The organism is Streptomyces sp. NPDC096079 (genome assembly GCF_040303145.1).
Taxonomy (GTDB): domain Bacteria; phylum Actinomycetota; class Actinomycetes; order Streptomycetales; family Streptomycetaceae; genus Streptomyces.
The window spans coordinates 631,260-651,422 of record NZ_JBEOST010000002.1 but is presented as its reverse complement, the minus strand read 5'-3'; the positions used below and the strand labels follow the sequence as shown (position 1 = coordinate 651,422).

Below are 20,163 nucleotides of genomic sequence, written 5' to 3'. Positions count from 1 at the left end.
GTACATGGGGATAAGGTCCTAGGCCTTCCGGAGCAGGGTCACGACCGCCGCGCCGCCCAGGCCGATGTTGTGGGCGAGGCCGACCCGTGCGCCCGCGACCTGCCGGGCTCCCGCCTCGCCCCGCAGCTGCCAGACCAGTTCGGCGGCCTGCGCGAGGCCCGTCGCGCCGAGCGGGTGGCCCTTGGAGATGAGGCCGCCGGAGGGGTTCACGACCCAGCGCCCGCCGTACGTGGTGGCACCGGACTCGACGAGCTTGCCGGAGGCGCCCTCCTCGCACATGCCGAGCGCCTCGTAGGTGAGCAGCTCGTTGACGGAGAAGCAGTCGTGGAGTTCGACGACGTCGACGTCCTCGATGCCGAGGCCGGAGCGCTCGTACGCGAGGCGGGCCGCGGCCCGGGACATGGGGCGGCCGACGGCGTCGATGCAGGAGCCGGAGGCGAAGGACTCCCCGGTGTCGGTGGTCATCGCCTGGCCGGCGATCTCCACCGCCCTGTCCCGCAGCCCGTGCTCGTCGACGAAGCGTTCGGAGACGACGACGGCGGCGGCCGCGCCGTCGGAGGTGGGCGAGCACTGGAGCTTGGTGAGGGGCCGGTGGACGGTCTTCGCGGCGAGGATCTCGTCGACCGTGTAGACGTCCTGGAACTGGGCGTTCGGGTTGTTCGCCGAGTGCTGGTGGTTCTTGGCGCCGACGGCGGCGAGCTGCACCTCGGTCGTCCCGTACCGCTCCATGTGCTCGCGGGCCGCGTTGCCGAAGATCTGGGCGGTGGGCGGGGACATCTCGAAGCCGTGGGCGGCGGCCATGATGCCGTAGTGGCGGGCGACGGGCGAGGTCTTGAAGTCCCCGGCTCCCGCCCCGCCGCCGAGGGCGCCCCTGGCCATCTTCTCGAAGCCGAGGGCGAGGACGCAGTCGGCGATGCCGCCCTCGACGAACTGCCGGGCGGTCATGAGGGCGGTCGAGCCGGTCGCGCAGTTGTTGTTGAGGTTGTAGACGGGGATGCCGGTGAGCCCGAGCTCGTACACGGCGCGCTGGCCCGCGGTGGAGGCCTGGAAGCAGTAGCCGACGGCGGCCTGTTCCACGCGCGCGTAGGGGATGCCGGCGTCGGCGAGGGCGGCGTCGCCCGCATCCTTGGCCATGTCCCAGTACTGCCAGTCCCGGGTCTCCGGCTTCTCGAACTTCGTCATGCCGACGCCGACGACGTACGCCTTGCCCATCTGCATTTCCCCCTCAGTCCTTCGGGAGGCCGAGCAGGCGCTCGGCGACCACATTGAGCTGTACCTGGGTGGTTCCGCCCGCGATGGTGAGGCAGCGGGACATGAGCAGGCCGTGGACGGCCCGCTCGCCGGGGCCCTCGCGCACGGCGCCCTCGGGGCCGCGGAGTTCGAGGGTGAGTTCGGCGAGCTTCTGCTGGTGCAGGGTCTGGACGAGTTTGCGGACGCTGGCGCCCGCGCCGGGTTCGAGACCGGACACCTGGAGCAGGGTGGTGCGCAGACCGATGCACGCGAGCGCGTGCGCCTCGGCGAGCAGGGCTCCGATCCGTACGCGCACGGCGCTGTCGACCCGGTCCGCCTGGGCGATGACGGCTTCGAGGCCGGTGTCGAAGGCGACCTGGTCGGCCATGTGGACGCGTTCGTTGCCGAGGGTGTTGCGGGCGACCCGCCAGCCGTCGTCCACCTCGCCGACGACGGCGTCGGCGGGGAGGAGGGCGTCGTCGAACCAGACCTCGTTGAAGAGGGAGTCGCCGGTGATCTCCTTGAGCGGCCTGATGTCGATCCCGGGGGTGTTCCGCATGTCGACGAGGAAGTAGGTCAGCCCCTGGTGCTTGGGGGCGGTCGGGTCGGTGCGGGCGAGCAGGATGCCGTGGTGGGCCCACTGGGCGGCGCTCGTCCACACCTTCTGCCCGTTGATCCGCCAGCGCCCGTCCTCGGTGCGCTCGGCGCGGGTGCGCAGCGAGGCGAGGTCGGAGCCGGCCTCCGGCTCGGAGAAGAGCTGGCACCAGAGGCGTTCGCCGCGCAGGGTCGGGCCGAGGTGCTCGGCCTGCTGCTCCGGGGTGCCGTGGGCGAGGAGCGAGGGGACGACCCAGGTGGCGATGCCGAGTCCGGCGACGGTGATCCCGGCCTCGTCCAGCTCGCGCTGGACGGCGAGCTGCTGGAGGGGGCCCGCGCCGAGGCCGTACGGCTCCGGGAGGTGCGGGGCCGCGTAGCCGGTGGGGGCGAGGGCGCGCCGGGCGGCGGCCGGGTCGAGCCCGACGGCGGGGGCGACGGCCTCGCGGGCCGCGCGGCGGTACGCATCGGCCTCGGGCGGCAGGTCGAGGCGCAGGCCCCGCCGGACGCCGGCCGTGGCGTGCCGGAGGGCGGCGAGCCGGTGCTGGTCGCCGGTGCCGAGGAGCTGGCGGGCGACGAGGGCGCGGCGGAGCAGCAGATGGGCGTCGTGCTCCCAGGTGAAGCCGGTGCCGCCGAGGATCTGGATGCAGTCCTTGGCGCAGGTGTAGGCGGCGTCGAGGGCGGTGGCGGCGGCGAGCGCGGCGGTGAGGGAGCGGACGCCCTCCTGGCTGTCCTGCCCGGCGCGGGCGGCGTCCCAGGTGAGGGCGCGGGCCTGTTCGAGCCGGACGAGCATGTCGGCGCAGAGGTGTTTGACGCCCTGGAACCGTCCGATGGGGCGGCCGAACTGTTCGCGGGTGCGGGCGTGTTCGGCGGCGGTGTCGACGGCGCGGGCGGCGGTGCCGCAGGCGTCGGCGGCGAAGAGGACGGCGGCGAGGTCGTGGACGAGGGGGGTGCCGAGGTCCAGGGCGTGCGCGTCGGACACGTGGGCGGCGCGTGCGGTGATCTCGGCGGTGGGCCGGGTCGGGTCGGCGCTCTCGTGGGGCCGGACGGCGAGGCCTCCGGTGTCGGCGGCGAGCCAGACGGAGCCGTCGGCGGTGGCGGCCCTGAGGAGGACCAGGTCGGCCTGGGCGCCGCCGAGGACGGGGGGCGCGGTGCCGTCCAGGAGGTAGCCGCTCGCGGTGCGGACGGCGGTGAGGGTGCCGGTGCCGCCGAGGGCGACGGCGCCGATGCGCTCCCCCCGCGCGAGCGCGCCGGCGGTGTCGTGGTGCCCGCACCGGTGGAGGAGTTCGGCGGCGAGGACGGAGGGCAGGTAGGGCCCGGGCAGCAGGGCCCTGGCCGCCTCCTCCACGACGACGGCGAGGTCCCCGAGACCGCCGCCCCCGCCGCCGTGCTCCTCGGGGAGGTGCAGGCCGAGGAGGCCCTGTTCGGCGGCGGCGTCCCAGTAGGAGGGGCGGCCGGTGGCGGTGTCGGGGACGTCCAGGTGCTTGCGGACTTCCTCGGGGGGTACGGCGCGGGTGAGCCAGCCCCGGACGGATCGGGCGAGCTCCCGCTGTTCGTGCGTGATGGCGATGCCCATGGCCCGCAGACTAGAACACGTTCCATTCTGACGGAAGGTCAGAAACACGATCGGGGTGCGCCACCGGGACCCGGAGACCTGACCGGACGCCGAGGCCCTGTCGGCCCTCTCGACGGCGGTCCGTGTCCTGGAGCGCATGATCGAGAACTTCGAGGAGGCCCCGGAGCCCGACGCCAGGCTCTGTGGCAGCATCGAGGCGGGGAACGAACCACGCGGGGGGACATCGTGGGCACAAGTCTGACGGCACTGCTGATCGCCGTGGTGGGCGTGGCCGGAACTCTGGGAGCGGCACTGCTCACCCAGAACCGCGCGGACCGCACCAAACGCATGGAGCTCCAGGCCGCCGCCGACCAGCGGCGCGAGGAACGCGACCACGCCGAGCAGCTGCGCCGGGCGGAGCTGGAGCGGCAGCGGGCGAGCGAGAGCCTGGAGCGCCGGCGCGCCTGCTACATCACGCTGAACACCGCCGCACGGCAGTACGTGACGGCGATGACCAACCACATCCACGCGCTGCGGCGCGGCGAGGCCGCCGCCGCGTCCCTGGAGCGCCTGGAGGAATGCAGGGCGGCCTACCGCGACAGCTACGCGGAGGCCCAGATGATCCTCCCGAACACGGTGGCGCGCGCATCCAGCGACGCGAAGGACCATCTGAACGAGGCATACGGAATGCTGCGGAAGTACGCGGCGGACCCGGCCGTGTACGCGGCCGAACTGGCGGCTCTGGGACCGGCGCTCCACGCGGAGGTCTGGCCGTACCTGGGGAGGCTGAAGGGGGCCATGCGGGCCGACCTCGGCATCGCGGACGACTGATTGTCAGTGGCGCCTGCCACGATGCGCGAGACCTGAGAGACGACACGGGAGAGCGAGCGCACCATGGGCACCTGGGACATCGGCCCCTTCGACAACGACACCGCCGCGGACTTCTCCTACCGGGTGGACGAGGCCCCGGAGGAGAGGCGGGCGGAGGTCCTGCTCGCGGCCTTTCGCGAGGTGACCACGACGGGCGGGGAGTACCTCGACGCGGACTTCGCCGTGGAGGCGATCGCGTCGGCGGCCCTGGTCGCCGCGCAGTGCCCGGGCGGCGAGCCGGTCACCACCTCGTACGGCCCGAAGAAGCCCCTGCCCGCGCTCCCGGCGGAGCTCCGCCCGGCGGCGGTCGAGGCCCTGGACCGCGTCCTGGTCGAGCCCTCCGAACTCCTGGAGCTCTGGGAGGAGTCGGACGGCGAGGAGTGGAAGGCGGGCGTACGGAAGCTGAGGGCGGTCCTCGCGGGGGCGTGAGCCGTCAGCGGCGCGCGGCCCGGCGCCGCACGGCGAGGACGACGCTCGTGACCGTCGCGGCGACGGTGGTCACCGCGAGGACGAGGAGGCCAGGGTTGACCCACCACGGGACGATCTCCTCGCCCGCGCACACCAGGCTCACGGGCAGCGCGCTGCTGGAGTCGGGCACCGCCAGGTACCCGGCGTTGAACCAGCAGGCGTCCTCCGGCTGGAGGAACGGCAGGTACGAGAGCCCGTACAGGTGCAGCGCCCCGCCGCCGACGAAGGCGAGCGCGGCGACCCAGGCGGCCTTCTTGGCGGGGGTGCGGCGGGGCCGGGGCGACGGGGGCAGCCCGGCGTTCTCCCGCCGGGCCCGGCGGAGCCCGACGAAGGTGATTCCCGCCCAGGCCGGCAGGGCGACGGCGAGGATCACCATCCCCACGAGGGTCACCACGAGCTGTCCTCCAGGGAGAGACCGGACACTCGGAGAGATCGTAACGGGGCGGCCCCGCCCCGGACGCCGACGGGAGGACGGTGTGGTTCGGGTGCGACGCGTAGGGCACCATGGGCGCCCTAAGACGCGTACCCGCCAGTAGGAGTGACCATGTCCGAGCCCTCGCCCGAGATCCTTGCCGCCTTCGAGGCCGCGAAGGGCTTCATGCCCGTCGGGGAGGGGCTGGCGCTGTACGCGGCTGCCACCGAGGCCGCGAAGCTCGGGCTGCCGCTCCTGGAGGTCGGGACGTACTGCGGGCGGTCGACGATCCTGCTGGCCGACGTGGCCCGGCAGGCGGGGACGGTCGCGGTGACGGTGGACCACCACCGGGGCAGCGAGGAGCAGCAGCCGGGCTGGGAGTACCACGACGCGACCGTGGTCGACCCCGAGGTGGGTCTGATGGACACGCTGCCGACCTTCCGCCGGACGCTGCACAGGGCGGGCCTGGAGGAGCACGTGATCGCGGTGGTCGGACGTTCGCCCCTGGTCGCGAGGACCTGGGGCGGGCAGCTCGGGTTCGTGTTCGTCGACGGCGGGCACACGGACGAGCACGCCACGAACGACTACGAGGGCTGGGCCCCCAAGGTCGCCCCCGGGGGCCTGCTCGTCATCCACGACGTCTTCCCGAACCCGGAGGACGGGGGCCAGGCGCCGTACCGGATCTATCTGCGCGCCCTGGAGTCGGGTGACTTCGAGGAGGTCTCGGTCACCGACTCGCTGCGGGTGCTGCGCCGCCGCTGACGGCCGCGCCGGCCGTTCCCGTCACGGTGAAGGCCACCGAGTAGGTCAGGGTCTCCTCGCTGTCCAGGTGGGCGAGGAAGACCCCGACGGCCCGGTCGGCCGCCTCCGCCGAGCCGCCGAGGGCGCGGGCGATCAGCGGGCGGGCGATGTCGAGCTTGAGCGCCCACTGCTCGCGCTCCACGGGGTCGATCCGCCCGGCGATCAGGTGGTACGGGTCGACCCGTACGGTCAGATCGGTGAGACCGGCCCGGCGGGCGAGGGCGAAGAGCCGGCGCCCGGTGTGCGGGTCGAAGCCGGCCGCCCCGAGCGCCTCGGTCACCGGGTCGAGGGCGGCGCGCAGTTCGGGGCCGACGGGGTCGTGCCAGACGAGCTGGCCGTCGAGGTCGAAGAGCACGACCCGGCCGCCGGGCCGGGTGACGCGGGCCATCTCGGCGACGGCCCGCTCGCGCTCGGCGACGTACTGGAGCATGAGCCGCCCGTACACGAGGTCGAACGAGCCGTCGCCGAAGGGAAGCGCGACGGCGTCGCCGGTGCGGCGGACCAGCGCGTCGCCCGCCGGGTCGCCGGTACCGGCGGCGAGCCGCTCGGGGTTGCCGTCGAAGGCGGTGACCTCCGCATCGGGGCGGGCCCGGAGGACGGCCTCCGCGATGTGGCCGGGCCCGGCGCCGACGTCGAGGACCCGCCCCGCGCCGGCGGGCAGGAACGCGTCCAGGTACTCCCGTACCCAGCCGTCGGCGTCGACCTTCGCGACGAGCCGGCCGGCCTCGCGCCGGTCCTCCATCAGGTACGGGACGCTCACGGGTTCCTCCTCGGTGGCTGCCCCCGGCCGCGCAGGCGGCTCGCGTAGAGGCGGTCGATGTGTCGGTAGACGTCGGGGTACGCCTCGGCGAGCCAGAGGACGCGGGTGTACGGGCGGACGGGTTCGGCGCCCGCCCGTACCAGCCGGTCCATCGGCGTCTCGCCCGCGACGGGGACGCCGCCGGGTTCGAAGTCCTCGTACGCGGCGCTCGCGGCGGCGACCAGCGCGTCGCGCGCCCGCTGCGCCTCCTGCTCGTCGAGCTCGGGGGAGACGAGCACGTCGCAACGATTCTCCAGGAAGGAGAAGTTGAAGCCGAGCGGACCGCGGTAGGCGAGCGCTGCGGCCCGGATCCGTCCGGTGGTGTCGTACTGGACCCAGATCCGCCGGTAGCGGCGCAGTCCGACCAGGGCGTAGAGCCGGTCGACGTCGCCGAGGAGCAGATCGTCCCGGTCGAGGCCCTCGGCCCGTACGAACACCTCTCCCCGGCAGGCGCGGGCGAGTTCGGCGAGTTCCGGGCAGGCCCCGCCGTCGAGCTCGACCACCGGCCGGTTCCGGTCGCCGCCGTGCCCGAGCCGCTCGGCGAGCGCCCCGGGCACCCTCACGTACTCGCCGGGGACGGTCAGGGAGCGCTCGGGGCCGATGCCGTCGGTCATCCCGCCGAAGGCGAGGGAGGCGAAGCGGTTCGTCGGGCTGAACCAGTTCTGCTGGGCGACGTCCCGCCACTCCCCGGTCCGCACCGCCTGGGCGGCCAGCATCACGGCCCGGCCGCCGAGCAGGGTGCCGGAGCTCACCAGGTGCTGGGTCTGCCAGCCGGCGTGGGTGGACCGCCAGGAGGAGAGCGAGGCCCAGCCGCCGTCGGGTTCCTCGTAGCTGACCACCCAGTGCAGGAGCTCACCGGCCCGGCGGGCGCGCTGCCAGTTCTCCAGGATCAGGGAGCGGTAGGGGGCGAGCCGGGCGCGTTTGGCGGGGTAGAGGAACCGGGAGCGTTCGTAGCGTGCGAAGAGTTCGGCCGGGGGCTGGGCGTTCACCCGGCAGCCGAAGTCGGACCAGGTTAAGGAGGGGTCCGGGCGGCCCGGGAAGTGCGGGCGCCCGGTGTCGCGGTCGAGGACCGCCGTGCTGTTCATCCGTCGTGTTCCGTCCTGTGCGTCCTGTGCGTCCTGAGGACTCGAAGGGGCGGGCGATCTCGCGTGGTCCAAGATCACCGACAGTCCAACGGCCGCCCCCTGGAAAGGTGACGGCCGTCGGGACGAACATCGGCGGTGCGGGGTGAGGATCAGAACAGCGAGGTGACGTACAGGCAGTTGGTGTAGCTGTAGCCCGGTTCGATCTTCGTCTTGCTGGACTTGGTGTCCCCGGCGGTCGAGGTGCCGGTGGCCGCGCGCTTCTGGAGGAAGTGGTAGTCGCCGGCGGGCAGCAGCAGGGTCGCCTTCGGGTACTTCGAGGACGGCCCCGAGCAGGCCTTGATCTTCGGGGAGTTCACGAGCAGCGGGGTCTGGTACTTCTTGCAGGTCCCGCACGCCTTGATGGTGACCTTGCCGGTCATCGGGCCCGTGTAGAGCAGCTCGACCTCACCGGGGCCGTCGTTGCTGACCACCATGACCATCCGGCCGCCGCCGGGGACCTCGGCCGGGGGCAGGCTCCTGCCGGCCGCGGGCTCCTCCTCGGCGATCTCGGCGGCGATGGCGATCGAGCGGGCGTGGGCGGCCTGCGGACTGTTCGGGTAGGCCTTCGCGTAGTCGGTCATGGTGGTGGCGGCGGCGCTGAACTCCTTGTCCTTGAACTGGTCGGTCCCGCAGGCGAAGTCGCCCTTCCGGACCGCGTCCGCCGCCTCCTTCGCCGCCGGTTCGAGGGACGGGTCCGTCATGTTGTCGAGGGAGGAGCGCAGCGCGCGCAGCTGGGCCGTGGCGTCGCAGGGCTCCGTGCCGCTCAGGGCGGCCGTCCGGGTCCTGATCGCCTCGCGGACGGCCGGTTCGACGCGGGTCGCCTGGGTGGACTTCGGGAAGGTGTCGAGGAGCTCGTTGAGCGTCTCGCTCGCCGTCGGGTCCGCGGTCTGGACGCCGAGCGCCGCCGTGCCGCACGCGTAGAGCGACTCGGCCAGCGGCTCGTCGGTCTTCGCGGGCCGCGAGCCGAGCAGCTCCTTGTCGACGGTTCCGGGGAGCTCCCGCAGGTGCTTGAGCGGGGGGACGGCCTCGCAGTACCGCTTCTTCTCGTACGGGGCGGAGACCGTCCGGTAGTACGCGTCGAGGCGGTCGGGGACGAGCTTTCCGGCCCGCGAGCCGGCGTACCGGGTGCCGAGGTCCTCGTAGGCGGAGAGCGCCTGGCGGTAGATCGGCTCGGCCTTGTCGAAGGCGAGCCCGTCGGCGGACTTCACGAGCGCGTCCGCCGCCGCGAGCTGTTCGAGCAGGGCCTGCTCCTTCGCCTCGTCGCGGGCCGCGCCGTACGCGAGGGAGCCGCCGGCGGGGACGGCGAGCAGCACGAGGGCGAGCGGCAGGGCGAGGCGGCGGAAGGAGGCGGCGATCCGGAGCGTGGCCCGCAGCCCGCGGCGGGCGCCGTCGGCGGCGACGGCGAGCAGGAAGACGCCGTAGCCGACGAGGAGGCCGAGGGGCACGCCGTCGACGTCGGCGGGGAGGGCGGCGACGAGCAGGGCGGCGGTGGCGAGCCAGCAGAGGGCGGCGCCGATCCAGTTCCGCAGCAGGACGTAGCCGAGGCCGAGGCCCGAGAGGTTGAGCAGGGCGATCGCGGCGGCCTGCGCCGGGTTCGCGTCGCCGGGGGGCTGTGCGGGCGGCTGCGGGCCCTGACCGGGCGGCGGGCCGTAGCCGCCGGGCGGTCCGTACCCCGGGGGTGGTCCGAAGCCGGGCGGGGCGCCCGGCGGCGGCGGCGCGGTCCCGGACCCGGCCCACCCGGCCGCGGTCGCGGGCCCGGAACCGGCACCGGCACCGGCCGGGACGGCACCCGCGGGTTCGGACCCGGCACCGGCCGGGGTGGATCCCGAGGGCGCCGCGCCCGGCGGCGGGCCGAAGGCGAGCGTGGGCGGACTCACACCCGGTGCCGCGGGCGGACTCACCCCCGGTGCCGTGGGCGGACTCACACCCGGTGCCGTGGGCGGACTCACACCCGGTGCGGCGGCGGGCCGCGCCGGGGCCGCCCACGGCGGCTCGGCCGCACTCGACGCGCCTCCCGCCACCGGTCCGGACGGCGGCTCGGCCGCCGCCCGGTCCCCCGGGTCCAAGCCGCCGTCGCCCGCAGGTCTGCCGGCCGGCTCGGGGCGTGCGTCGTTCGGTTCTTCCCCCACCACGGTTCCCCCTCGTGGGTCCATGCGCGGTGACACCCCACCGTCGCCCTGTTCCCTTACCCTTCACGCTTCGCTCACACGCGTCCACCGCTTCGTGAAGGCGGTGACGAACCTGCGACGTATCCCTGCGGCGTTCACCCCCGCGCAGGGCCTAAAGTCGCGGGGTGCCGTACGACCACCGGAACACCTCCACCGCCCGCCGTACCCTCGCCCTCGCCCTCGCCGCCACGGGCTGCTGCGCCGTGCTCGCGGGGTGTGCGACCTCACAGGCCTCGTCGCCGAACGGAAAGGCCGCGGAGTCCCTGGCGACCCGGGGCGCGAGCGGGACGCAGTCCCGGCCGCCGATCTCCGCCTCCGCCGCGCCCCGGCCGACCCCCTCGCCGGTCCCGCCGCAGGGAAGCCGCTCGCTCGCCGGGAGGACCGTCGTCATCGACCCCGGTCACAACTCCGGCAATTTCCGCCATTCCACTGAAATCAACAAGAAGGTCAATATCGGGACGACCCGCAAGGAGTGCGACACCACCGGCACCTCCACCGACGCGGGTTACACCGAGGCCTCCTTCACCCTCGACGTCACGCACCGGCTGCGGGACCTGCTCACCGCGCGCGGCGCCAAGGTGGTGCTCACCCACGACGGCGACCGCCCCTGGGGTCCCTGCATCGACGAGCGGGCCCGGATCGGCAACGCGGCCCGCGCCGACGCCGTCGTCTCCGTCCACGCGGACGGCTCGGCCGTCGGGCACCGCGGCTTCCACGTGATCCTGCCCGCGAAGGTGCGGGCGGGATCCGCCGACACCGCGCGGATCGTCGGTCCGTCCCGCGCCCTCGGCGAGCGGATCGCGGACCGGTTCGCCCGCGCCACCGGCACCTCACCCGCCAACTACATCGGTTCCGGTACGGGTTTGGACGTACGGAACGATCTCGGCGGCCTCAATCTCTCGACCGTGCCCAAGGTCTTCGTCGAATGCGGCAATATGCGTGACCCGAACGACGCCCGGCTGCTCACGTCGTCGGCCTGGCGGCAGAAGGCCGCCCAGGGGCTGGCCGACGGCATCGCCACCTACCTCAAGGGGTAGAACCGGCGAGCGATAGATTCGCTCCGTACGATGGGGCCCCGCCCCCCGTGCCACGAACCCGAGCGCCACGACCCGAGCGCCACGACCTGAGCGCCACGACCCCGAGCGCCACGACCTGCGCGCCGACCGACGCGACGACCGACGACCCCGACGAAGGACTCTTACGTGAATATCCGCTCCCTCACCCGAGGCGATGGCGTGCTGATCGGTGCAGCGGTGTTGCTGTTCATCGCCTCGTTCCTCGACATCGCCGGCTGCGACGCCGGTGCCGACATCTGCGACCGGATCCCCACCACGAACTCGTGGGAGCTGTCGTACCTCGGCTGGGGCTCCTTCTTCGTCGGCCTCGCCGGCGCGGGCCTCGTCGTCGCCTCCCGCGCCCTGCCCGAGCAGCGCAAGGTGGCCGGCCTGGAGCTCGGCCAGGTCGGCACCGCGTTCACCGTCGCGTCCGCCTGGACCCTGCTCATGTGGATCTTCGAGGCGGAGAACGCCGGCGCGGGCCTGGTGCTCGGCCTGATCGCCGCCCTGGCCCTGGCCGGCGCGGCCGTCGCGGGCCCGCTGGTCCCCGCCCTCAAGGCGCCGCTCGTCGGCGCGCCCAAGCCGCAGACCCCGCAGCCGTACGGCATGCAGCCGGGTCAGGGCCAGCCGGGCGTCCCCGGCGGCTACGGCTACCCGGGCGCGCAGCACCCGCCGTACGGCGGACCGCAGGACCCGTCGCAGGGCGCGGGTCAGCCGTTCGCCGCGCAGGCCGCCGCCCCGCAGCCGCAGGCCCCGCACCAGCCCGAGCCGCAGGCCGCCGCTCCGGCCCCGCAGCCGGCCGCGGACTTCGCACCGTTCTGGTTCGCGGTCCCGGTCGCGCGTCCGCTGTACGCGGAGGACGGCTCGCAGGCGCCGATCGCCGAACTGGCCCCGGGTACCTGGTACCTGGCGGTCGAGCAGCGCGGTCCGGCCCTGGTGGCCCAGACGCAGGACGGCCGCCGCGGTGTCCTCCAGGACACCACCGGCATCCAGCGGGGCTGATCCCCGCTCCACCCGACGGCCCCCCGCCCGGAATCCCTTCCGGGCGGGGGGCCGTTGCCGTACAGTCCTCGCATTGAAACTGACGGAGCGTCAGAAGGGATGTGGGGCATGCGACTCGGGCTCGCCCTCGGCTACTGGGGCCGCGGCCCCTCCCCCGCCCACCTCGACCTCGCCCGCGAGGCCGAACGCCTCGGCTACGACTCCGTGTGGACGGCCGAGGCCTGGGGCTCCGACGCCTTCACCGCGCTGACCTGGATCGCCGCGCACACCAGCCGGATCAAGCTGGGCACCGCCGTCGCGCAGATGGCCGCCCGCGCCCCCACCACCACGGCGATGCACGCGCTCACGCTCGACCACCTCTCCGGCGGGCGGATGATGCTCGGACTCGGCCTGTCCGGGCCGCAGGTCGTCGAGGGCTGGTACGGGCGCCCCTTCCCCCGCTCCCCGCTGACCGCGACCCGCGAGTACGTGGACGTGGTCCGCCAGGTCCTGCGCCGCGAGGGCCCCGTCCGGATCGACGGACGGCACCACTCCCACCCGTACACCGGTCCGGACGGCACCGGCCTCGGCAAGGCGCTCAAGCCCATCACGCACCCGCTGCGCGCCGACGTCCCGGTCCTGCTCGGCGCCGAGGGCCCGAAGAACATCGCGCAGACCCTCGCCATCGCCGACGGCTGGCTGCCCCTCTACTGGACGCCGGACCGCTGGGCCGAGGTCTACGCCCTCCCCGGGACACTCCCGGAGGGCTTCCTCGTCGCTCCCATGGTCCGGGCCCAGCTCTGCGAGGACGTGACGGCCGGGCTGCTGCCGGTCAAGGCGATGCTCGGCTTCTACATCGGCGGCATGGGGCACGCGGCCCGCAACTTCCACGCCGACCTGATGGGACGCATGGGGTACGAGAAGGAGGCCCGGCGCATCCAGGAGCTGTTCGCGGCGGGCCGGCGCGAGGAGGCGGTGCTGGCCGTCCCGGACGCCTTCGCGGACGAGATCGCGCTCGTCGGCCCCCGGGAGCGGATCGCCGAACGGCTGGAGAGATGGCGGCGGGGCCCGGTGACGGACCTGCTGGTCACGGCACCGGACCCCGCCACGCTCCGCCTCCTGGCGGAGCTCAACGCCTAGGACGGTCCTGGCTCAGCCGCCCAGCTGCGAGGTGCTGGGGATCTGGTCCTTGACCTCGGCTCCGGCGCTCTTGCCCGCCTCCTTGACGCTGTTGATGACGCCCTCGAAGGCGCCGACGTCCGCGTCGCCCACCTCGCCCTTGCGGAGCTTCGTCCCCAGCTCCTTGAGCGACTCGATCCCCGCGGTGAGCGGGGCGACGGCCTTGGAGAGCAGCGGGTCGCCCTTGGCGTTGTTCACCGCCGCCTTGAGCCGGTTGTACGTGAACGCCCCCGCGAGGCCCGCCTTCACCAGGGCGAGGGTCCGGCCGTCCACGCCCTTCTTGAACTTGCCCGCGCGGTACGGCTTCACGATCCACTGGTACGTGGCGCCCGCGGCCAGACCCGCGTTCGCCACGAACCGCGTCTTCGCCAGCTTCTGCTGCTCGAAGCTCGTCGAGGCCGTCGGGGTGGCGGCGCTCGCGCTCGTCTTGTCGTCGTCGTTGCAGGCGGCGGTGGTCAGGAGCAGCGTGCAGGACAACAGCAGCGCCACGACTCCGCGCGAAACGGTTCTGGGCAAGACGAGACCTCCCTGATGGCTGTGGCGCCAGCCTCGCCCGGCGGCCTCCGCGCGGCTACCCGAGCGGCCCCGAACGAGTGGCCGGCGCCTCGTCACGCATCCCTCCCTGCCAGCGTCCTCGCAGGTCAGAGGCGTGGGACGTCCCTCCGCGTCCCTGGGACGCCGATGCCTCTGGCCCCTCGTCCGGCCCGATCAGACAGTGGTCGTGAAGGTCGGTCCGGACGGTTCCGGACCCGGAAGGGTGTGACGGTGAGACGCCGCGTCTGCGCAGCGGGAAACTGCCAGTGGTTCTACGCGAGGCCCGACGCCCGGCTCCGGCCGGGCATCGGCGCGTACCGCGGATTCCGGTCGACGGCGGGCACGCCGCAGGAGCGGCTCGTGGTGCCGACCGGGAGGGTGTCGCTGCTCATCGGGTTCGGCAGCGAGATGCGGCTCGGCCGGACGGGTCGCGGGGCGGCCGGCTCGGCGGCCGCGCACACCTCGGTGGTGTCCGGTCTGCACACCCGGGCCAGGGTCCTCGGCCACCAGGGCGACCTCCACGGGGTGGAGCTCACCCTCGCCCCCTGGGCCGCGTACCGGCTCCTCGGCGCCTCCCTCGGGGAGCTCGCGGACACCGTCACGGACCCGGCGGACGTCCTGGGCGACCGGGTCCGTGACCTCGGCGCGGCCCTGGAGGCGGCACCGGGATGGCGGGAGCGGTTCGCCCTGCTGGACGAGGCCCTGCTGCGCTGGACCGCCGGTGCCGCACCGTCCCGCGAGCCGTCCCCCGCCGTCCTGGAGGCGTGGCGGCTGCTCGACCGCACGGCCGGTTCGCTGCCGATCGGGGAGCTGGCGGCCAGGACCGGCTGGAGCCTGCGGCACCTGGAGAACCGCTTCCGCGAGCAGGTCGGTCTCACCCCGAAGCGCCTGGCCCGCGTCCTGCGGCTGAACCGGGCGATCCGGCTGCTGGCCACGGGCGCCGGAGCGGCCGGCGTCGCGGCCGACTGCGGGTTCTACGACCAGGCCCATCTCAGCCGCGAGTTCTCGGCGATGACGGGCCTGCCGCCGGGCCGTTTCCTGGCGGCGAGGAGCGGGACGAGCGCCTGGCTGGCCGGGTGAGGCGAGCCGCTCCACGAGGGTGCGTTTTTGTCCAATACGGGGCCGTGCGGCGGGTGCCAGTCTTTCTGCGCGCGCGACCCGCCGGGTCGCCCACGACACGAAGGCGGTTCAGAAGTTGAGCAGCATCACCGGGTTCCGTAAGCGGGCGGCCGCCGCCCTGGGCGCGACGGCGCTGATCGTCGCGGGCGGGGTGGCGACCGCGGGCCAGGCGGCGGCCGGCCCCAACTGCCCGTCCGGCTACCACTGTGTCTTCTCGGCCTCCATCGCGAACAACAACAAGCACGCGTTCTTCAACAGCGACGGCGACTTCCGGAACGACTACTTCGACGTCTACGGCAACGTCGTGAACGACGAGGTCCACGCCGCGAGCAACTCCAGCAACAGCGGCTACGAGAGCCACTACTACCGGGACCTCAACTACGGCGGCGGGCTGCTGTTCTGCGTCAACCCCGGCAGCTCGGTCGACGACTGGCAGCTGGAGGACGACGGCGTCGACGGCAACGGATCCGGTCTGGCCGGCGAGGCCACCTCCCTGCGGGTGCGCTCCACGACCTCCGTCCCCTGCTTCTGACCGACCCGCGCGATCCGGGGCCCGGCGACACGGGGGTGCGCCGGGCCCCTCCTCCCCGCATCCGAAAGGCAGCTCAGGATGACCAAGAAGAACCGAAACACCGGCCTCGGCAAGCGGATCGCCTCCGTGGCCGGCGTCACCGCCCTGCTCGTCGCCGGCGCCGTCGCCACCGCCGGGCCCGCCGCGGCGGGGCCCAACTGCGCCTCCGGGTACCACTGCGTGTTCATCAGCTCCATCGAGAACAACGTCAAGCACTCGTACTTCAGCAGCGACTCCGACTTCACCAACGACACCTTCGTCGGCGCCCCGGCCGACGTGCCGGTGAACGACTACGTCGCCGCGGCCAGCAACTCCAGCAGCAGCGGCTACGAGAGCCACTACTACTACGACATCAACTACGGCGGCGGTCTGGTGTTCTGCGTGAACCCCGGCAGCTCGGTCGACCTCTGGTCGCTGTCGGACGACGGCGACTGGGGCAACGGCAGGTACCAGCGCAACGAGGCCAGCTCCCTGCGGGTCCGTTCCACGACCTCCATCCCCTGCTTCTGAACCCGAAGGGCAGCTCACAGATGACCACGAAGAACCGGACCCCCGGCCTCGGCAAGAGGATCGCGTCCGTGGCCGGCGCCACCGCCCTGCTCGTCGCGGGCGCCGTCGCGACCGCCGGGCCCGCCGCGGCGGGGACCAACTGCGACGCGGGCTACCACTGCGTCTTCTGGATCGACTTCAGCACGGCGAAGCACTCGTTCTTCAACAGCGACCCCGACTTCACGAACGACTCCTTCGAGGGCGGCGCTCCCGGCACCGGCTACGTCGTGAACGACCGGGTCTGGTCGGCGAGCAACTCCAGCACGGGTGGCTACGAGAGCCACTACTACAAGGACATCAACTACGGGGGCGGCCTGCTGTTCTGCGTCAACCCCGGCAGCCAGGTCGACGGCGGCAGCCAGCTGCAGCCGTGGCAGCGGGACGCGGCCAGCTCCGTGAAGCTGAAGCCGACCACCACCACCCCCTGCTTCTGACCCACCGAGGCCGTCGGGGCCCGGCCGCGCGCGAGTGCGCCGGGCCCCGTCAGGCCCCTCCCACCCCCCGAAAGGCAGCTCGCTGATGCGGAAGACGCTCGGACTCACGCTCGGCCTCGCCGTCGGTGCGGCGACGCTCTCCGGGTGCGGCACGGTGCCGGAACCGGACCACCGGACCACCTCCGCCACCCGGATCGACACGGCCGAGCTGCACCGGCGTCCTCCGGTCACCGGGCTGCTGTTCACCCCGAACACCCGCGGCCACGAGGCACAGCGGCAGTTCGCCATCGCCTGCATGGCGAAGCGGGGCTTCCGCTACGCACCCGTCGCCGGGGCGGAGGAGACGGAGGGCGGCGACCAGCTGCCCCAGCCGTTCGGCCTCGAATCGGCCACGAAGGCCCCCGCGGCCGCCCCGCCCGCCCCCGACACCCCGCCGAAGCCGGGCAGTCCGGAGAGCACGGAGGCGTACGGCAAGGCGCTCTTCGGGGCGCAGAACAAGCGGGTCACCGCCAAGGGCATCCGCATGCAGGTGTCCCGGCCGGGCGAGGGATGCCTCGCCGAGGCCGAGACGCGGGTCCTCGGCGACGGCCGGATGCGCTGGCTCCAGGTGCGGATCATGCTCTTCGAGGCGCAGGAGCAGGCCCGTGCGGACGTGGAGAAGGATCCCGCGTTCAAGGCCGTGACGGCGCGGTGGCGGACGTGCATGGACCGGGCGGGGTTCCCCGCGCCCGGTCCCGCACAGCTCCTCGCCTCCGTGGGCACCGCCGAGGCGCGGGCGAGCAGCACCGCGCTGGCGGCGGATCTGCGCTGCAAGGAGGAGACGGGTTACCTCGACACCGCGTACACCCGGCTCGCCGCCGTCCAGCAGCGCTGGCTGGACCGGAACCCTTCGGTCCAGAAGGACTGGAAGACCCTCTCGGCCCGCCAGGAGCGGGAGTCCCGCGAGGTCCTGTCCGCTCCCGCTACGGCTCCTCGCTCGGGATGAAGCGGCCGGTGCAGCTGCGCGGCCCGTCCTTCGGCAGGGCCGCGCAGACCCAGACCGAGCCGTCGTCCGGGGCCGCGATCAGCGGCGTGTAGACGTCCCTGTCGTAGTGCACGACGTCGGCCTGCGCGGCGCCGTCGGAGTTGTTGACGACCACCGTGGCGCCGATCTGGGCGAAGGAGATGCGCCCCCAGGCCGCCTGGCAGGCCTTGCTGTACCGGAGCTCGATCACCAGGTCCTTGGGGATCGATCCGGTGCGTACCGTGACCGCGTCGGCGCCGCAGTTCATCTTCTTCGGGTCCCGGCCCTCGCACCCGGCGCCGGTGCAGCCCGTCGCCGGGCCCGCGACCTTGGGCGGGGGCGCCGGGTCCTCGCCGGCGAGCGTCACGGCGGCGACGGCGACCCCCGCGGCGACGAGGAGTCCGGCCGCGGCCGAGATCCACAGCGCCCGGCGCCGCCCGGGCCGCGCGGGTACGGCCCCGGTCGCCTCGTCCCCCGGCACCGGCTCCTCGTCCGCCGACGCCCGTTCCTCCTCCGCCGACGCGCGTTCCTCGTCGGCCCGGTCCCAGAGGGCGAGCAGGACCGCCGGGTCCTTCCCGCCGAGGCGGACGACGCTCTCCACGGCGGCCCTGGGCGGGAACTGCTTCCCGTTGACCCACCGCTCCCAGGACGACTTCGCGTAGTGGGTCTTCTCGCCGAGCTGGGCGAAGCTCAGCCCCGACGCCTTCTTCAGGGCGAGCAGTTCGCCCGCCAGTTCCTCGGCCGCGGCCGTGGATCTACCGCTCACAGACCCTTGACGGTCCACTTGACTCTGTTCTCCCGCACCATGCGCATGCTCATGCCACTCATGAACGCGCACATCCTAGAGTGCGGGAAAACGTGGTCAGCAGCAGTCCGGCTCCAGGCCCGCCGGGAGGCGGTCGCCGCCGAAGACGGCCACGGTCGCCTCCTCGCCGCCGAGGGCCGCGACCGCGAGCAGCAGGGAGCCGGCGGTCCAGGCCGTCTGCTCCTCGGGCCACACCGCCCTGTCGCTCTCGGCGTCGCCCTCGAAGACGTACCCCGTCCAGTACATGCCGTTCCCGGCCCTGAGGTGCTGGATGTCCTGGAGGATCGTCAGGGCCCGGTCGGACTCCCCCATCGCCCAGAGGGCGAGCGCGAGTTCACAGCTCTCGCCGCCGGTGACCCAGGGGTTGGGGACGACGCAGCGCACCCCGAGGCCGGGGACCACGAAGCGGTCCCAGTCGGCCTCGATCCGGGCCTTCGCGTCGGCCCCCGTGACCGCGCCGCCGAGGACCGGGTAGTACCAGTCCATCGAGTAGCGGGACTTGTCGAGGAAGCGCTCGGGGTGCCGGCGGATCGCGTGGCCGAGGGCTCCGGCGGCCAGCTCCCAGTCGGGCTGCGGCTCCTCGCGGACCTCGGCGATGGCCAGGGCGCAGCGCAGCGCCTGGTGGATCGACGCGCTTCCGGTCAGCAGCGCGTCGTCCACCGGTGTGCCGTCGGGCTCGCGCTTCCAGCCGATCTGGCCGCCGGGCCGCTGGAGCCCGAGGACGAACTCGACGGCCGCGTACACGACGGGCCACATCCGGTCGAGGAAGGCGTCGTCGCCGGTGGAGAGGTAGTGGTGCCAGACGCCGACCGCGATGTACGCGACGAAGTTGGACTCGCGGCTCCGGTCGGTGATCTGCTCGGGGTCACCGTCGTGGTAGGCCGCGTACCAGGAGCCGTCGCCGTTCTGGTGCCGGGCGAGCCAGGCGTAGGCGCGGGCGGCGGCCTCGTGCTCGCCGGCCGCGTCCAGGGCCATGGCGGCCTCGGTGTGGTCCCAGGGGTCGAGGTGGTGGCCCCGGAACCAGGGGATGGCGCCGTCCTCGCGCTGCACGGCGAGTATCCCGGCGACGGTCTCGGCGGCCTGCTCGGCGGTGAGCACCCCCGGCAGGACGAGGTGCTCCGCGATCCGCTCGGGCGAGGTCACTTCGCCGCGTCCACGGGCAGGTGCGGCTTGGTGGCGTACGCGACGAAGCTCTTGCCGACGACCGGGTTGAGCAGCTGCTCGGCGACCCGGGTCAGGGCGGGCTTCTTCATGATGTCCCAGACCAGGAGCTTGTGGTACGCGCGGACGGGCAGCGCCTTGTCGTTGTCGACGCCGAAGGCGCACTTCAGCCACCAGTACGGCGAGTGCAGCGCGTGCGCGTGGTGGGTGCCGTACGGCTTGAGGCCGGCCTGCCGGATCTTGGCGAGCAGCTCGTCGGCCTTGTAGATGCGGATGTGGCCGCCCTCGACCTCGTGGTACGCGTCGGAGAGCGCCCAGCAGACCTTCTCGGGGCCGTACCGGGGCACGGTGATCGCGATCCGGCCGCCCGGCTTGAGGACGCGGACCATCTCGGCGAGCACGCCCTTGTCGTCGGGGATGTGCTCCATGACCTCGGAGATGATGACGACGTCGAAGGACTCGTCGGGGAAGGGCAGGTTGAGCGCGTCGCCCTCCATCGCGGTGGCGGTCGCGCCGGCGGGGGCCTCGCCGGCCTCCTTCATCGCCGCGAACCACTTGGCGACCTCGCGGATCTCCTCGCCGTTCTGGTCGAGGGCCACGACCTGGGCTCCGCGCCGGTAGCACTCGAAGGCGTGCCGGCCCGCACCGCAGCCCAGGTCGAGCACGCGGTCGCCGGGGGCGAGCGGGAAACGAGTGAAGTCGACGGTCAGCACGAGGTCTGCCTTTCGGGGTTGACGGGGGCTTGCGGGCAGGC

The 20,163-nt window shown here is 73.5% G+C and carries 21 protein-coding genes; 11 read left to right on the top strand and 10 right to left on the bottom strand.

All coding sequences use genetic code 11. The features are described 5' to 3' along the window. Window positions 1-18 precede the first annotated feature (18 nt). Both ABTY59_RS06905 and ABTY59_RS06900 read right to left on the bottom strand, forming a co-directional pair. On the bottom strand, window positions 19-1,218 hold the full coding sequence (locus ABTY59_RS06905) for a lipid-transfer protein (protein WP_352017834.1): 1,200 nt from the start codon (window positions 1,216-1,218) through the stop codon (window positions 19-21). 7 nt (window positions 1,219-1,225) lie between these two features. Continuing rightward, window positions 1,226-3,397: an acyl-CoA dehydrogenase family protein gene (locus ABTY59_RS06900; protein ID WP_352017833.1), complete on the bottom strand. Its 2,172-nt coding sequence runs from the start codon at window positions 3,395-3,397 to the stop codon at window positions 1,226-1,228. Between the two features lie 225 nt (window positions 3,398-3,622). On the opposite strand from ABTY59_RS06900, the gene ABTY59_RS06895 reads away from it, so the two are divergent. Both ABTY59_RS06895 and ABTY59_RS06890 read left to right on the top strand, forming a co-directional pair. Beyond that, window positions 3,623-4,207 carry a hypothetical protein gene (locus ABTY59_RS06895; RefSeq protein WP_352017832.1) on the top strand — a complete coding sequence of 195 codons (585 nt, stop codon included), beginning with the start codon at window positions 3,623-3,625 and terminating at the stop codon, window positions 4,205-4,207. A gap of 63 nt (window positions 4,208-4,270) precedes the next feature. Then, window positions 4,271-4,675, top strand: a complete 405-nt coding sequence (locus tag ABTY59_RS06890; protein ID WP_352017831.1) for a DUF4259 domain-containing protein — start codon at window positions 4,271-4,273, stop codon at window positions 4,673-4,675. A gap of 4 nt (window positions 4,676-4,679) precedes the next feature. On the opposite strand, the gene ABTY59_RS06885 is transcribed toward ABTY59_RS06890, so the two are convergent. Beyond that, window positions 4,680-5,108 (bottom strand): hypothetical protein, encoded by a 429-nt coding sequence (locus tag ABTY59_RS06885; protein WP_352017830.1) that lies wholly within the window; start codon window positions 5,106-5,108, stop codon window positions 4,680-4,682. Between the two features lie 150 nt (window positions 5,109-5,258). Here ABTY59_RS06885 and ABTY59_RS06880 point away from each other — a divergent pair, with 150 nt between their 5' ends. Then, complete coding sequence (locus ABTY59_RS06880; protein WP_352017829.1) at window positions 5,259-5,888, top strand: class I SAM-dependent methyltransferase; 630 nt, start codon at window positions 5,259-5,261, stop codon at window positions 5,886-5,888. Here ABTY59_RS06880 and ABTY59_RS06875 read toward each other — a convergent pair. The 3 genes from ABTY59_RS06875 to ABTY59_RS06865 form a co-directional block, all read right to left on the bottom strand. Further along, on the bottom strand, window positions 5,854-6,687 hold the full coding sequence (locus ABTY59_RS06875; protein ID WP_352017828.1) for a methyltransferase domain-containing protein: 834 nt from the start codon (window positions 6,685-6,687) through the stop codon (window positions 5,854-5,856). The genes ABTY59_RS06880 and ABTY59_RS06875 overlap by 35 nt on opposite strands. Continuing rightward, complete coding sequence (locus ABTY59_RS06870) at window positions 6,684-7,811, bottom strand: hypothetical protein (RefSeq protein WP_352017827.1); 1,128 nt, start codon at window positions 7,809-7,811, stop codon at window positions 6,684-6,686. Before ABTY59_RS06870 ends, ABTY59_RS06875 begins: the two co-directional genes overlap by 4 nt. 149 nt (window positions 7,812-7,960) lie before the next feature. After that, window positions 7,961-9,727 carry a hypothetical protein gene (locus ABTY59_RS06865; RefSeq protein WP_352017826.1) on the bottom strand — a complete coding sequence of 589 codons (1,767 nt, stop codon included), beginning with the start codon at window positions 9,725-9,727 and terminating at the stop codon, window positions 7,961-7,963. A 416-nt stretch (window positions 9,728-10,143) separates the two neighbouring features. Here ABTY59_RS06865 and ABTY59_RS06860 point away from each other — a divergent pair, with 416 nt between their 5' ends. The 3 genes from ABTY59_RS06860 (at window position 10,144) to ABTY59_RS06850 (ending at window position 13,194) form a co-directional block, all read left to right on the top strand. After that, window positions 10,144-11,055: an N-acetylmuramoyl-L-alanine amidase gene (locus ABTY59_RS06860; RefSeq protein WP_352017825.1), complete on the top strand. Its 912-nt coding sequence runs from the start codon at window positions 10,144-10,146 to the stop codon at window positions 11,053-11,055. Window positions 11,056-11,220: 165 nt separating this feature from the next. Next, window positions 11,221-12,075 (top strand): DUF5336 domain-containing protein, encoded by an 855-nt coding sequence (locus ABTY59_RS06855; protein ID WP_352017824.1) that lies wholly within the window; start codon window positions 11,221-11,223, stop codon window positions 12,073-12,075. Window positions 12,076-12,183: 108 nt separating this feature from the next. Further along, on the top strand, window positions 12,184-13,194 hold the full coding sequence (locus tag ABTY59_RS06850; protein ID WP_352017823.1) for an LLM class F420-dependent oxidoreductase: 1,011 nt from the start codon (window positions 12,184-12,186) through the stop codon (window positions 13,192-13,194). 12 nt (window positions 13,195-13,206) lie between these two features. Here ABTY59_RS06850 and ABTY59_RS06845 read toward each other — a convergent pair whose 3' ends face one another. Next, window positions 13,207-13,749, bottom strand: coding sequence for a hypothetical protein (locus tag ABTY59_RS06845; protein ID WP_352017822.1), 543 nt, complete (start codon window positions 13,747-13,749; stop codon window positions 13,207-13,209). A gap of 249 nt (window positions 13,750-13,998) precedes the next feature. Here ABTY59_RS06845 and ABTY59_RS06840 point away from each other — a divergent pair, with 249 nt between their 5' ends. From ABTY59_RS06840 to ABTY59_RS06820, 5 genes are all read left to right on the top strand, one after another. Further along, window positions 13,999-14,847, top strand: a complete 849-nt coding sequence (locus tag ABTY59_RS06840; RefSeq protein WP_352017821.1) for a helix-turn-helix domain-containing protein — start codon at window positions 13,999-14,001, stop codon at window positions 14,845-14,847. A 115-nt stretch (window positions 14,848-14,962) separates the two neighbouring features. Beyond that, complete coding sequence (locus ABTY59_RS06835) at window positions 14,963-15,418, top strand: hypothetical protein (protein ID WP_352017820.1); 456 nt, start codon at window positions 14,963-14,965, stop codon at window positions 15,416-15,418. Between the two features lie 78 nt (window positions 15,419-15,496). Next, a complete protein-coding gene (locus ABTY59_RS06830; RefSeq protein ID WP_352017819.1) occupies window positions 15,497-15,967 on the top strand; it encodes a hypothetical protein in 471 nt (156 codons plus the stop codon). Window positions 15,968-15,987: 20 nt separating this feature from the next. Continuing rightward, window positions 15,988-16,440, top strand: coding sequence for a hypothetical protein (locus ABTY59_RS06825; RefSeq protein WP_352017818.1), 453 nt, complete (start codon window positions 15,988-15,990; stop codon window positions 16,438-16,440). An 85-nt stretch (window positions 16,441-16,525) separates the two neighbouring features. After that, window positions 16,526-17,425: a hypothetical protein gene (locus ABTY59_RS06820; protein ID WP_352017817.1), complete on the top strand. Its 900-nt coding sequence runs from the start codon at window positions 16,526-16,528 to the stop codon at window positions 17,423-17,425. Here the strand turns inward: ABTY59_RS06820 and ABTY59_RS06815 are convergent. The 3 genes from ABTY59_RS06815 to ABTY59_RS06805 all read right to left on the bottom strand — a co-directional run bounded on the left by ABTY59_RS06815 (window position 17,403) and on the right by ABTY59_RS06805 (window position 20,122). Continuing rightward, window positions 17,403-18,209, bottom strand: coding sequence for a DUF2690 domain-containing protein (locus ABTY59_RS06815; protein WP_352017816.1), 807 nt, complete (start codon window positions 18,207-18,209; stop codon window positions 17,403-17,405). The two genes, ABTY59_RS06820 and ABTY59_RS06815, sit on opposite strands and share 23 nt — an antisense overlap. 96 nt (window positions 18,210-18,305) lie before the next feature. Beyond that, window positions 18,306-19,391 carry a glucosidase family protein gene (locus tag ABTY59_RS06810; protein WP_352017815.1) on the bottom strand — a complete coding sequence of 362 codons (1,086 nt, stop codon included), beginning with the start codon at window positions 19,389-19,391 and terminating at the stop codon, window positions 18,306-18,308. Continuing rightward, window positions 19,388-20,122 carry a class I SAM-dependent methyltransferase gene (locus tag ABTY59_RS06805; RefSeq protein ID WP_352017814.1) on the bottom strand — a complete coding sequence of 245 codons (735 nt, stop codon included), beginning with the start codon at window positions 20,120-20,122 and terminating at the stop codon, window positions 19,388-19,390. The genes ABTY59_RS06810 and ABTY59_RS06805 overlap by 4 nt, the downstream gene beginning before the upstream one ends. Window positions 20,123-20,163: the final 41 nt, after the last annotated feature.